This window comes from Cupriavidus sp. FW305-26, assembly GCF_058787975.1.
In genome coordinates this window covers 78,403-90,779 of sequence record NZ_JBYTAH010000021.1, presented here as the reverse complement: position 1 = coordinate 90,779, position 12,377 = coordinate 78,403, and the positions used below count along the sequence as shown (strand labels likewise).

The 12,377-nt window shown below is 66.7% G+C and carries 11 protein-coding genes; 4 read left to right on the top strand and 7 right to left on the bottom strand.

Translation table 11 applies throughout. The features are described from left to right. Positions 1–274 precede the first annotated feature (274 nt). From AC3WQZ_RS14275 to hppD, 3 genes are all read right to left on the bottom strand, one after another. Positions 275–1,471 carry an amino acid aminotransferase gene (locus AC3WQZ_RS14275; RefSeq protein WP_010812425.1) on the bottom strand — a complete coding sequence of 399 codons (1,197 nt, stop codon included), beginning with the start codon at positions 1,469–1,471 and terminating at the stop codon, positions 275–277. A gap of 109 nt (positions 1,472–1,580) precedes the next feature. Continuing rightward, positions 1,581–2,975 carry an amino acid permease gene (locus AC3WQZ_RS14270; RefSeq protein WP_010812426.1) on the bottom strand — a complete coding sequence of 465 codons (1,395 nt, stop codon included), beginning with the start codon at positions 2,973–2,975 and terminating at the stop codon, positions 1,581–1,583. A 174-nt stretch (positions 2,976–3,149) separates the two neighbouring features. Then, a complete protein-coding gene (hppD, locus tag AC3WQZ_RS14265) occupies positions 3,150–4,229 on the bottom strand; it encodes a 4-hydroxyphenylpyruvate dioxygenase (protein WP_010812427.1) in 1,080 nt (359 codons plus the stop codon). Positions 4,230–4,459: 230 nt separating this feature from the next. Between hppD and AC3WQZ_RS14260 the strand changes: the two genes are divergently transcribed. After that, positions 4,460–4,933, top strand: a complete 474-nt coding sequence (locus AC3WQZ_RS14260; protein ID WP_010812428.1) for an Lrp/AsnC family transcriptional regulator — start codon at positions 4,460–4,462, stop codon at positions 4,931–4,933. A 139-nt stretch (positions 4,934–5,072) separates the two neighbouring features. Here AC3WQZ_RS14260 and AC3WQZ_RS14255 read toward each other — a convergent pair whose 3' ends face one another. Further along, positions 5,073–6,899, bottom strand: a complete 1,827-nt coding sequence (locus tag AC3WQZ_RS14255) for a PAS domain-containing sensor histidine kinase (protein ID WP_492300757.1) — start codon at positions 6,897–6,899, stop codon at positions 5,073–5,075. A gap of 763 nt (positions 6,900–7,662) precedes the next feature. Here AC3WQZ_RS14255 and AC3WQZ_RS14250 point away from each other — a divergent pair. The 3 genes from AC3WQZ_RS14250 (at position 7,663) to AC3WQZ_RS14240 (ending at position 9,730) form a co-directional block, all read left to right on the top strand. After that, entirely contained in the window at positions 7,663–8,289 is a 627-nt protein-coding gene (locus AC3WQZ_RS14250) for a response regulator transcription factor (protein WP_010812430.1), read from the top strand. Between the two features lie 39 nt (positions 8,290–8,328). Beyond that, positions 8,329–9,009, top strand: a complete 681-nt coding sequence (locus tag AC3WQZ_RS14245; protein ID WP_011617002.1) for an Hpt domain-containing protein — start codon at positions 8,329–8,331, stop codon at positions 9,007–9,009. Positions 9,010–9,223: 214 nt separating this feature from the next. After that, positions 9,224–9,730: a hypothetical protein gene (locus AC3WQZ_RS14240; protein WP_010812432.1), complete on the top strand. Its 507-nt coding sequence runs from the start codon at positions 9,224–9,226 to the stop codon at positions 9,728–9,730. A 15-nt stretch (positions 9,731–9,745) separates the two neighbouring features. Here AC3WQZ_RS14240 and AC3WQZ_RS14235 read toward each other — a convergent pair whose 3' ends face one another. The 3 genes from AC3WQZ_RS14235 to AC3WQZ_RS14225 all read right to left on the bottom strand — a co-directional run bounded on the left by AC3WQZ_RS14235 (position 9,746) and on the right by AC3WQZ_RS14225 (position 12,351). After that, positions 9,746–10,339, bottom strand: a complete 594-nt coding sequence (locus AC3WQZ_RS14235; protein ID WP_011617003.1) for a TetR/AcrR family transcriptional regulator — start codon at positions 10,337–10,339, stop codon at positions 9,746–9,748. Between the two features lie 152 nt (positions 10,340–10,491). Then, on the bottom strand, positions 10,492–11,394 hold the full coding sequence (locus tag AC3WQZ_RS14230) for a patatin-like phospholipase family protein (RefSeq protein ID WP_010812434.1): 903 nt from the start codon (positions 11,392–11,394) through the stop codon (positions 10,492–10,494). Between the two features lie 225 nt (positions 11,395–11,619). Next, entirely contained in the window at positions 11,620–12,351 is a 732-nt protein-coding gene (locus tag AC3WQZ_RS14225) for a YceH family protein (RefSeq protein WP_010812435.1), read from the bottom strand. Positions 12,352–12,377: the final 26 nt, after the last annotated feature.

Below are 12,377 nucleotides of genomic sequence, written 5' to 3'. Positions count from 1 at the left end.
GTGCTGCACTGGGCGGGGGCCTTGTCTTCGGACATTTGCGGGCCTTCTGTGGGAACCCCGGCACGGTTGGGGACGGTGCCTGGGATGCAGGAAGGCTGCAAGTTCAGTGCCGGGGATGGCCGTGGCGATGGGCCTGAGGAAAGCCGGGGGAAGCCATGGCTGGAAAGTCAAAACTCCACGGCGTTTGTAGAAATTGCGCTGGCGCGTCCCATGCGCCGCCAAATAAAAAACGGCGCCCGAAGGCGCCGCCTGGTGATGCCGTCTGCCGTCAGGCTCAGCCCTTCAGCACACTCCCGATGGCCTTGGCCACGATCCCCACATTGCGCTCGTTCAGCCCGGCCACGCACATGCGGCCCGAGCGCAGCAGGTACACGCCATGCTGCTCGCGCAGGCGCTCGGCCTGGTCGGCGGTGAGGCCGGTGTAGGTGAACATGCCGCGCTGGGTCAGGTAGCGCGACAGGGCCTCGCCGCTGACATGGTCGCGCAGGTTGTGATGGATCGCCTCGCGCATGCGCGCGATGCGGCCGCACATCTGGGCCAGTTCTTCTTCCCACAGCTGGCGCAGCTCGGGCGTGGTCAGCACCTTGGACACCACGCGTGCGCCGTGCGTGGGCGGGTTGCTGTAGTTGGCGCGCACCGCGCCGGTCAGCTGGCCCAGCACGTTGGTGGCTTCGCCGGCGGTGTTGCAGAACACGCTCAGGCCGCCGCAGCGCTCGCCGTACAGCGAGAAGTTCTTCGAGAACGAGTTGGCCACCAGGCAGGGCACGTCCTGCGCCACCAGCTCGCGGATGGCGAAGGCGTCGTCTTCCAGGCCGGCGCCGAAGCCCTGGTAGGCCATGTCGACGAACGGCAGCAGCTGGTTGGCCTTGAGCAGCGCGATCAGCTGGCGCCACTGGTCCTGGTTCAGGTCCACGCCGGTCGGGTTGTGGCAGCAGGCGTGCAGCAGCACGATGCTGCCCGCGGGGATGGTACGCAGCGCGTCCATCATCGCGTCGAACTTCAGGCCGCCGGTGGCGTCGTCATAGTACGGGTAGGTATTGACGGTGAAGCCGGCGCGCTCGAACACCACGCGGTGGTTTTCCCAGCTGGGATCGCTGATCCACACCTGCGCCTGCGGGTAGTAGCGCTTGAGGAAATCGGCGCCCACGCGCAGCGCGCCCGAGCCGCCCAGCGTCTGCAGCGTGGCGATGCGGCCGGCGGCGCGCGCCGGCGAGTTTTCGCCGAACACCAGCGCCTGCACCGCGTTGCGGTAGGCCACTAGGCCCGACATCGGCAGGTAGGGGCGCGGGCCCATGTCGGCCAGCAGCGCGGCTTCGGCCTTGGCCACGGCCTGCATCACCGGCAGGCGGCCCTCGTCGTCAAAGTAGATGCCGATGCTCAGGTTGACCTTGTCGGTACGCGGGTCGCGCTGGAAGTCCTCGTTGAGCGAGAGGATCGGATCGCCGGGAAATGCCTCGATGTGTGCAAACATGGGATGCGATGGAATTGGGTCGGGGGGCAGCTGCCGCGGCGCAGGGGGCGTCGCGCAGCCTGAATTCTAACCGGCGGCGCCCGCAGTCTGCAGGCGCCGCCTTGCCGCTTCAGCGCAGTTGCTGGGCGGCGATGCCGCTTTGCAGCGCGGCGGCCGCGTTCTTCTGGCGCACCAGGTAGCTCACGCCGAGCACCACCAGCCACACCGGGATCAGGTAGACCGAGAGGCGCAGGCCAGGCGTCAGGTACATCACCACCAGGATGCCGGCCAGGAACACCAGGCACAGGTAGTTGGTGAGCGGATAGCCCCAGCTCTGGAACTTCGTGGCCTGGCCGGCGCGGCGCTTGTCGGCGCGGAACTTCAGGTGGATCAGGCTGATCATCGCCCAGTTGATGATGAGCGCCGACACCACCAGGCCCATCAGCATCTCAAAGGCCTTGCCGGGCATGAAGTAGTTGATCACCACGCAGGCCGCGGTGGCCACGGCCGAGAACGCCAGCGCCGTCAGCGGAATGCCGCGCTGGTTGACCTTGAGCAGCGCCTTGGGGGCGTTGCCCTGCTGGGCCAGGCCGTACAGCATGCGGCTGTTGCAGTACACGCCGCTGTTGTAGACCGACAGCGCCGCGGTCAGCACCACCACGTTCAGCACGTTCGCCACCCAGTTGCTGTTCAGCGCGTGGAAGATCAGCACGAACGGGCTGCCGCCGGTGACCACGTTCTCCCACGGGTACAGCGACAGCAGCACCGCCAGCGCGCCCACGTAGAAGATCAGGATGCGGTAGATCACCTGGTTGGTGGCCTTGGGGATGGTCTTCTCGGGCGAATCCGCCTCGGCCGCGGTGATGCCCACCAGCTCCAGCCCGCCGAACGAGAACATGATCACGGCCATGGCCATTACCAGGCCGCCCATGCCGTTGGGGAAGAAGCCGCCGTGCTGCCACAGGTTGGCCACGCTCGCTTGCGGGCCGGCATTGCCGGACAGCAGCAGGTAGCCGCCGAAGCCGATCATGCCGATGATGGCCGCGACCTTGATGATCGAGAACCAGAACTCCATCTCGCCGAAGGACTTCACGCTCGACAGGTTGATCAGGTTGATGATCACGAAGAAGGCCAGCGCCGAGACCCAGGTCGGGATCTCGGGCCACCAGTACTGCACGTAGATGCCAACGGCCGAAAGCTCGGCCATGCTCACCAGGATGTACAGCACCCAGTAGTTCCAGCCCGACAGGAAGCCGGCGAAGTGGCCGCAGTATTTGTCGGCGAAGTAGCTGAACGAGCCGGCGACGGGCTCGTCCACAACCATCTCGCCCAGCTGGCGCATGATGAAGAACGCCACGATGCCGGCGATCGCGTAGCCCAGCAGGACCGAGGGCCCCGCCATCTTGATGGTCTGGGCGATGCCCAGGAAAAGGCCGGTGCCGATGGCGCCACCCAGCGCGATCAGCTGGATATGCCGGTTCTTCAGGCCGCGCTTGAGCGTGCCGTCATTGCTGCTTGCATGCATTCAGTTGTTTCCTCTACCCATTCTCATGGAATGCGGGCCCGCGCCTCTGGCTATTGTCGAGTCGGACGCTTGGGCCTGGGGGACGTCACCGCCCGCGCGGCAGGGTCACTGCCGCGAAGGAGGTGTGCGCGTTTCCGGAACCGGCCGGAGCCGGTCAGGGAAGATCGATGCCGGTCAGGCCTCGACCTTGAGCGTGCCGCGTTCGATCTGGTCGCGTTCCAGCGACTCGAACAGGGCCTTGAAGTTGCCTTCGCCGAAGCCTTCGTCGCCGCGGCGCTGGATGAACTCGAAGAACACCGGGCCGAGCGCGGTCTTGGAGAAGATCTGCAGCAGCAGGCGGGGCTTGCCGCCTTCGGTGGTGCCGTCCAGCAGGATGCCGCGCGACTTCAGTTGCTCCACAGGCTGGCCGTGGCCGGGCAGGCGCGTGTCCAGTGCTTCGTAGTAGTAGTCGTTCGGCGCAGTCATCAGCGGCACGCCTGCCAGTTGCAGGCGGTCGATGACCTCGATCAGGTTGTCGGTCAGGAAGGCGATGTGCTGGATGCCCTCGCCGTTGAAGGCCATCAGGAACTCTTCGATCTGGCCGGCGCCCTTGGACGATTCCTCGTTCAGCGGGATGCGGATTTTACCATCCGGCGCAGTCATGGCCTTGGAGGTCAGGCCGGTGTACTCACCCTGGATGTCGAAGTAACGGATTTCGCGGAAGTTGAACAGTTTTTCGTAGAAATTGGCCCAGTAAGCCATACGGCCACGGTAGACGTTGTGAGTCAGGTGGTCGATCAGCTTGAGGCCGTGGCCGACCGGGTGGCGGTCGACGCCTTCGATGAATTCGAAGTCGATGTCATAGATCGACTTGCCTTCCTCGAAACGGTCGATCAGGTACAGCGGCGCGCCGCCGATGCCCTTGATCGCGGGCAGGCGCAGCTCCATCGGGCCGGTCGGGATCTCGACCGGCTGGGCGCCCAGTTCCAGTGCACGGGCGTAGGCCTTGTGCGAATCCTTGACGCGGAAAGCCATGCCGCAGGCGCTCGGGCCGTGCTCGGCGGCAAAGTAGGCGGCGTGGCTGTGCGGCTCGCGGTTGACAATGAAGTTCACTTCGCCCTGGCGGTACAGCACCACGTCCTTGGAGCGGTGCTTTGCCACCAGCGTGAAGCCCATCTGCTCGAACAGGGGCTCAAGCACGTTTGGGGTGGGCGAGGCGAATTCCACGAATTCGAAGCCCATCAACTGCATCGGGTTGTCAAACAGGTCGGCCATGGCTTTCTCACTAAAGGGGCGGGAAATAATATTGTGGCTGCGGCACTTGGCAACGAGGTCGCGCCGGAGTCAGTCGGCTCGGCGGAAACCTGTTGCAGGACAGGCCTGTAGTGCGCTTGCTTGGGATGCAGTGTATATTCCTGACGGCAAAATTGGATTTCGTAAAACAGGCAGGGAAACCCTAGATTATGAAATTCGATTGCGTGAATCTCTGATGTGAGGAAATCAAAGTGCAATCGATCGAGCTGGACCGTACCGATCGCCGCTTGCTGGGGGTTTTGCAGGAGCAGGGGCGGGCCTCCAACCTGGAGCTGGCAGAGGCCATCGCGCTGTCGCCGGCGCAGACTTTGCGGCGCCACCGCCGCCTGGAAGAGGCCGGGCTGGTCAAACGCTATGAGGCGCGGCTGGACGCGGCGGCGCTGGGCTTTGGCGTGGTGGCCTTTATCCATGTGACGATGGAGCGCGGGCATATCCGCGACCTGTCCAACTTCAAGCGCCTGGTGGCGGAACTGGCGCAGATCCAGGAATGCTTCTCGGTGACCGGGGATATCGACTACGTGCTCAAGGTGGTCGCAAAGGACCTGAAGTCGCTGTCTGACTTCCTGCTTGATACGCTGATGCGTATCCCGGGTGTCAGCGGCGTGAAGTCCAGCGTGTGCCTGGACGAGATCAAGTGCACCAGCGCGGTGCCGCTGGAGGCCTGAACCCGAAGGGAAGGCTGCTGCCGGGCCGCAGGGCTAGGCGTGGTCGACGCCGCGTGGTTATTCCACGCAAGGAGGCCGCAACAACGCCCTGCCGCCCGGCAGCAGCCTTCGCGCCCCTTTTTCATTCTGAAACGGGTTCTTAATCTTCCGGCTGGTCGAGGCGGTCGCACTGTACGTTCATTGCCCGGCACACCGCGCACCATGATGGCCGCGAGCCGGGCTTGACGCCGCAGTGGGCGGCCTCGTCACGCGTGCCGGCCTGGCTGTCGGGCGCGCTGACCCGCACTGGCACGGCTATCTCGCGCACCCGGTGGCCACTGGCGCAGGCTTGTGCCACCGCCGCATCCAGCGCCTGCAGGCCAACCGGCTTGACGATCACGGCATTCATGCCCGCCGCCAGCGCCGCGGCATGGTCCACCGCGACGGCGCTTGCGGTGCAACCGATCACCGGCACGCTGCCGCGCGCATCCTTGCGTGCGCGCACCGCCCGTGCGAATGCCATGCCGTCCATGACCGGCATGGCGCAGTCGCACAAGATCACGTCGAAGCTGGACCGGTCCAGCATGGCCAGCCCTTCGCGGCCATCACAGGCGGTGCTCACGCGGTGGCCCAGGTGCTCCAGCTGGCGCTGCAGCAGCAGCCGGTTGGGCGCATGGTCGTCGATCACCAGGACGTTGACCCGGCGCCGTGCGCAGCCCGCCATGGGCGGCGGCACCGGCTCGGGCAGTTCCGTGGCGACGGCAAGCGCCAACGGCAGCGTCACCATGACGCGCGTGCCCTGGCCCGGCTGGCTGGACAGCGAGATCTGGCCTCCCATCGCGCTGGCCAGGCGCTGGCAGATTGCCAGCCCCAGCCCGGTGCCGCCGGCATGGGGCCGGGTGCGGTCATGCACCTGTTCGAAGGGTTCGAACATGCGCGCCTGCGCGCCGGCGGGTATCCCGATGCCGGTGTCGGAGACGGTCAGCATGACCTGCTGCACGCCGTCGCGAGGCGCCAGGGCGTCAAGCCTGACGTGGATCGTGCCGCTGTCGGTGAAGCGCACCGCGTTGGACACCAGGTTGGCCAGGATCTGACGGAAACGCAGCGCATCGACCTGGTGCAGCGGCGCAACGGCGACGCCGATGCCGCAGGTCAGCGGCAGGCCCTTCTGTGCCGCCACCGGCCCGAAGATCAGCAGCGTGTCCTTGACCAGCCCGGGCAGCGAAGCGGGTGCCGGGTGGATGCTGAACTTGCCGGCCTCCATCTTGGACAGGTCCAGGATGTCGTCGATCAGCGCCAGCAGGCCCACTGCCGACTTATGCGCCGTGACCAGCTGCAGGCGTTCCTGCTCGGCCAGCTGGCAGCGCGCCAGGGTCAGCTCCAGCATGCCGGTGATGGCGTTCATCGGGGTGCGGATCTCATGGCTGACCGAGGCCAGGAAGGTGGACTTGGCGCGGTTGGCGGCCTCGGCTTCTGTCTTGGCCTGCGCCAGCTCGGCCAGCATGTCGTGGCGTTCGGTCAGGTCGACGCAGCCGCCGGCCAGGCCCTTGACGGTGCCATCGGCGCCGCGCAGCGGTGTCAGCCAGTTCAGCACGTGGTGGGTGCGCCCGCCCAGGCGCAGGCAGCGGTCCTTGTGCAGCGGGATGCCGTCCTTGATCACCTTGCGGTAGTCGCGCTCCACCTCGGCCATGTCGATGGCGATGGGATGCACCTGGACCGATGTGTCCAGCGGCTGCCCGCGCAAGGTGTCGCGCGTGGCGCCGACCAGTTCTTCATAGCTGCGGTTGCAGGTGATGAGCCGCAGCGAGGCATCGCGCAGGTAGACAGGCTGGGGAATGCCGTCGAGCAGCGCCGACTGGATCGCGATATTGTCCTTCAGCGCAATCTCCGCGGCGCGGCGCCGGCGCACCTCGCGATACAGCACGAAGATCCATGCCAGCAGGCATGGCGTCAGCAGGCAGAGCAGCCCGGTCGTCCACCCCAGCACCTGCCAGTGCGCCTGTGGCGCTGCTTGTGGTGGCGGGGCTGGTTGCAGGGCCGGTGCCTCGGGCAAGGCGACTGGCGTGCCGGCCGGGGATGGCGCTGGCGCGGGATCTGCCGTCCGCTGGGCAACGGCGCAGGCCAATACGCTGACGAACAACGCGACACTTGCCAGCCGCCAGGCGCGCGTGAAGCGGTGCGGGCAAGCGGTGGCCGATGGAGATTCGTTATGGATGGGCTGATGAATGGACAAGCGGGGCGGCAAAATTCAGTGAAACATGGCAGCGGCCGCCGCGCGGTTGGCGTAGCGGTGGCTGGATAGTTTTCACTCTATGGGCTCAGCCTCGATATCTCATTAGGACGAATCTGAGATTGGGGGTGAAATTTCCGGATCACGCGCCGTTGATGCCTTTCACGTCACATATCGAAGACAAATGCCGGGCAGCATCTCACGGGGCCAACGCCGGCATCAGCCAGGCACGCACGCGCCAGCGTCGAGAAACCCGATGGCGGCAGGCAGGTCCAAAACAAAACCTTCCGGTACCCCCTGCCATGGTCCGGCGACGTGGTTTTTCACCCGTGGCGGCAGCGTTATGATTGGATTGCGCAACTGCCATGGTCCGCATTGCGCCAGGCCTGCAAAACCAGCCGGGTTTTCGGAAGAAGCAAGCCCGCGCTCGGAAATTTCCGGTGCCCTCCGGCACAAATGCTGAGCAAAATGATGTGCATGGGCGCCCGGACATCAGGGCGCCTGTTATGGAGTTCAAGTTTTGACCACAATCCTGATCGTCGACGACCACCCGCCCGTGCGGGTGGTGCTAAAGACGCACTTTTCCCAGGTGCTGGGCATCACCCATGTGCTTGAGGCCGACAATGGCCAGGCCGCCATCGAGATCGTGCGGCAGTACACCCCCGACGTGGTGATCCTGGACCTGGACATCCCGAAGATCAACGGGCTGGACGTGATCCCCCGCCTCAAGGCCTGCCACCCCGCCGTGCGCATCCTGGTCATTTCCGGCCAGGACCAGAACACGTTTGCCCCGCGCGCGCGCCAGGCCGGCGCGCATGGTTTTGTCAGCAAGACCCAGGAACTGGCCGAGATCGTGCGCTGCACCGAGTCCGTGCTGGCCGGCTATACGGTGATGCCGGAAACCGACCGCGGCAACAACGCCGGCCACGCCGACGAAGCCGCGCGCCTGGCCAGTCTTTCCGACAAGGAACTGGTGGTCATGCAGATGCTTGCCAAGGGCATGTCGAACAAGGAAATCGGCGAAACCCTGTTTATTTCCAACAAGACGGTCAGCACCCACAAGACCCGGGCCATGGAAAAACTCGGGGCAAAATCGATTGTCGATGTCATCGACTTTGCGCGGCGCCACCATATCGCGATCGGCTAGCATGCTGCCCGTGATTCGACTCGCATTGAGAAGCGGCGCATGACCGGCGCGTTGCTGCTTGCCACGCCCGGCGACACGCGCTGGGTCGCCGGGGTTGCCCCGATCCTGCGCGATCTCGGCTTTGATGTGCACACCGACACGCCCGCGCCGGACGCCGCCGCAGACATCGGCCTGGTGATAGCCGGCGCCGCCACCGAGATCCCTGACAGCCTGTTGCGCGCCTGGCGTGCCACCGGCCCGGTCTGCGCCGTGGTGCTGCCGGCCGACGCGGTGCCGGTGCCCGGCGCGGACGAAGGTGTGATCGCCTGCCTGCGCGAGCCGGTGACCGAAGCGGCCATCGTCGCCATGCTGGCCCGCCAGCGCTACCTGGCGCTGTCCCCCCGCGAGGCCGCGGGAATCGGGCCAGCCATCGCGTCGCAGACCTTCGGCAACCGCGCCTTTGCCGCTGAGCTGGTGCACGCCCTGGTCACCTCGGCGCAGGCCGACCTGGCGCAGTTGCGCGCCGCGGACGGTGCGCTGGACACCGTGCGCAGCGTCGCCCACCGGCTCAAGGCATCTGCCCACTATGTCGGCTGCCATGCCTTGCGTGCTCTTGCCCAGCGCCTGGAGCATGCCGCCAGCGACGGCGATGCCGCCAACGCCGCTGCGCTGGCCGCGATCGTGGCGCCGACGGTGGCGCGGCTGCTCGCCCTGCTGGCGGCGCTGCCATCGGAAAAATAAGATGGCGGCGGTCGCCGGCAGCTCCGGTGCGGGAATACACCGGATTGGCCCGGTGCGGTCGGTTGATTATGCTCGGATATATCAGGGCGCCGATTTTCAATATTCTGGAACTAATGACGCCGATTAATGCGGTGCGTTTTTATATGACGGCGCGGACGCCGGATTCTGATATTCGGCAGGACGGTTAGTTTGACGATATTTTCCGGGAGCGGGCATGGGTCAGATCATGGCGTCAATGCCGGAGTCGGCGTTTTATTTCCATCTGGCGGCGGTGACCATGCTGCTGCTGGGGCTGGCGCTGTATCGCGCGGTGTCGCACGTGATGGCGACCCCGGACGGGCGCAAGGCCCGCGCGCAGCGCCTGGCACTGGTGACCGCGGGGCGGCTGCTGGCGCTCGGCGGTATCTGGACCGCCATCGCCTATGGCCACGGCGCCTGGGAGCGCGCCGGCGCGCATAACTGCCGGCACCTGCCGTCGTTGGATGCCGCCGCGCGCTACGCAGCGGAATACTGCTATCTGGGTCGGGAGCGGGTGTTGCTGCGCATCTACGGCGTGGAGCGCGACCGCGTGCTGGCCCAGCGCACCTTCAACAGCAGCGGGCCGGTGCGGCTCAGCTGGGACGGCCAGGCCGTGGTCTTCGATGCCGCGGCGCCTGGCAAGGCAGGGCGCCTGGCGCTGCCGCCCACGCTGGGCGACCGGTTGCTGGCGCGGCTGCCCTGATCCGGCGCTCTACAACTAGTCTGCGTGCAAGCGCGCCAGCAAGGCGTCCAGCCCCGCCGGGGCCGGCAGGCGCGCGATCAGCCAGCGCACCGCTTCGGACAAGCCCTGGCCGTCGTAGTCCGGCGCGAAGCTGTGCAGCGTGGCGCCGTGCAGGAAACAGCGCAGCGCCAGCCATTCCGGCTCCGGCGGCGCGTCCGGCGGCTGGCCGAACAGCATCTGCGGCACAGCCTCCAGCGGCGCGCGCACGGCGGTGGCCAGGCGCGCGTCGCCACGCGTTGCCATCCACACCTCCAGTATGGCGAGCGAGGTATGCCGCTGTGGGCGGGTCGCCAGGATATGCAGCATCAGGTGCAGGCACAGCGAGGGGCTGAGCGGGCCCAGCGCGGCCAGGCGCGCCGCCTCGCGCTCCAGCAGCCAGGTGAGCATGGCTGGCAGCAGGTCATAGCGGCCTTCGGGGAAATGGTGCCGCAGCGAGCCGCGGCTGCTGCCGGCCAGTTCGCACACGCGCGCTTCTGAAAAGGCCGCATAGCCTTGCTCGACGAGCAAGGTCACGGCGGCGTCGATCAGGGACTGGCGGGTGCTGGCGCTGCGTTCGGCTTGGGTGGACATCTGTCGGATTGTAGCAATGGCTGCCAGAGCGCAGCCTGGCGCGCGGGCGGGGTGAGCTTGCCTTGATCCGCGTCGATGAGGGCGGTACCAGGGCGGCCAGCATGCGGCGCGGCACAATCCGTTCGGGTACTTCCACCCGGCGCTGAGCGGCGTCAGTGGGGCGCCGCCGCCGGGATGTCGGCGCTGCAGCTGGGCGTCGCTTCGTCGTGCGAATGCGGCGCCAGCGCGCCCGGTATGCGCTGGCTGTCAAGCCCCTTGCCTTGCAGCCATTGCGCGGTGGTGGCCGCGGCGCGGTCGATCAGCTCGCCGCATTTGGAGTAGTCGTAGGGCGAGATGTCGAGCGGGCACAGCGGCGGCACCACGCTGATCTGCGCGCGGTCGGCGAAGTGCTGCAGGTCGTGCACGAGCTGGCGCGCCACCAGCAGCGAGAGCGCATTGAACGCATGCTCCAGCGCGCCGCGCGGCGGGCGGCGCTCCGCACAGGTAAAGCCCGCGGGCAGCACGATCACGTGCGTGGCACCAAGTGCGATCGCGGTGGATACCGGGGTGTTGTTGGCCACGCCGCCATCGATCAGCGTGCGGCCCTCGAACTGCACCGGCGGGAACACGCCGGGGATGGCCGCGCTGGCCAGCACCGCGTCGACTATGCTGCCGCTGGACAGCAAGACTTCGTCGCCGCTGTGCATGTCGGTGGCCACCACGTGCAGCTGCAGTTCCGCTGCTTCCAGCCGCAGCGTGCCGAAGTGCTGCGCCAGCAGTCGGCGCAGCCCGGCCGCCTCCACCAGGTGGCCGCGGTTGCCGCCGAACATGCTCCAGACGCTGCGCCAGCTCCACGGCAGGATGTCCGAGCGCCGGATGCCGCGCCACAGCGCGTCAAGCCGGCCGGCCCCGGCCACGCCCGGATTGCAGGCAAAGTAGGCGCCGTTGATGGCGCCGGCCGAGGCGCCGATCACGATATCGGGCATCACGCCCCATGCCGCCAGTTCGCGCAGCATGCCGACCTGGATCGCACCCAGGCTGCCGCCGCCCGCAAATACGAAGGCTGTCTTGTCCATGGCTGCGCCGGTCTCCCTGTCCAGTCTGCGGTCCTGAGCAAAGAATAGGCGACATCCGGGTTATCGGGCAGGTCGGACGGCAAGCCGTCTGCCGCGCTAGGGTCTGAGCCTGTGGCTCGCCTTCGCGAGGTAATAACGCAATTAACCGCCAGGAATATTCTCCAACCACCAATGCTGGCTAACAGCAGGGTGGTCGGTACCGTCAGCCATGACGCAGGCGCGGTGTCAGTCGAGAAACTCGTCGACAGGGATGCCGAGTTGGCCGGCCATGTGTTCGACCAGGCTTTGCAGCTTCGCCACCTTCTCGGTCAGGGCCTGCTGTTCGGCGCGCAGCTGTTCGAGTTCGCCCGGCGCGGCGGTGGCGCCGCCGGTGGTGCGGTCGGCATCGTCGGCGTCCGCCGCGGCGCTCACTTCGCCGCTCAGCAGGTGCATCCAGCGATTTTCGCGTGCGCCCGGCGCGCGCGGCAGCCGGACGACAAAGGGCGGCGCATGGCTGGCCAGTTCGTCAAGGAAGGCCTCGACCGACGAGATATCGGCAAAGCCGTGCAGGCGCGCGGTGTTCAGGCGCAGCTCCGCCGCGGTCTGCGGGCCGCGCAGCAGCAGCATGGCCAGCAGTGCGACGGACTGGCTGGGCACGGCCAGCACGCGCTGCATATTGTGCTCGAAGCGCGGCACGCGGCTGCTGCTGCCTTCAAAGACCAGGCTCAGGCCCTTGAGGCCATCGATGGCTTCAAGGATATCGGCCTCGCTGACGTTCATCACCGGGGCGCGGGCGGTCTTCTGGTTGCAGCCCGAGGCCAGCGCATTGAGCGACAGCGGGTAGGTATCGGGCACGGTGTGCTGTTTTTCGACCAGCACGCCGAGCACGCGGCCTTCGACGGGCGTCAGGGGGCGCAATGCCGGACGGGCGGGGCGGTCGCCAGCCTGGCTGGCGTCGGAATCATGGTTGGATTGCATCAAGACTGGTATTTTGCTGAAGGTGA

Coding starts and splice junctions, on each gene's coding strand:
- AC3WQZ_RS14275 (WP_010812425.1), bottom strand. CDS start 1,471: ATGTTTGCACACATCGAGGCATTTCCCGGCGATCCGATCCTCTCGCTC.
- AC3WQZ_RS14270 (WP_010812426.1), bottom strand. CDS start 2,975: ATGCATGCAAGCAGCAATGACGGCACGCTCAAGCGCGGCCTGAAGAAC.
- hppD (WP_010812427.1), bottom strand. CDS start 4,229: ATGGCCGACCTGTTTGACAACCCGATGCAGTTGATGGGCTTCGAATTC.
- AC3WQZ_RS14245 (WP_011617002.1), top strand. CDS start 8,329: ATGACCGGCGCGTTGCTGCTTGCCACGCCCGGCGACACGCGCTGGGTC.
- AC3WQZ_RS14240 (WP_010812432.1), top strand. CDS start 9,224: ATGGGTCAGATCATGGCGTCAATGCCGGAGTCGGCGTTTTATTTCCAT.
- AC3WQZ_RS14235 (WP_011617003.1), bottom strand. CDS start 10,339: ATGTCCACCCAAGCCGAACGCAGCGCCAGCACCCGCCAGTCCCTGATC.
- AC3WQZ_RS14230 (WP_010812434.1), bottom strand. CDS start 11,394: ATGGACAAGACAGCCTTCGTATTTGCGGGCGGCGGCAGCCTGGGTGCG.
- AC3WQZ_RS14225 (WP_010812435.1), bottom strand. CDS start 12,351: ATGCAATCCAACCATGATTCCGACGCCAGCCAGGCTGGCGACCGCCCC.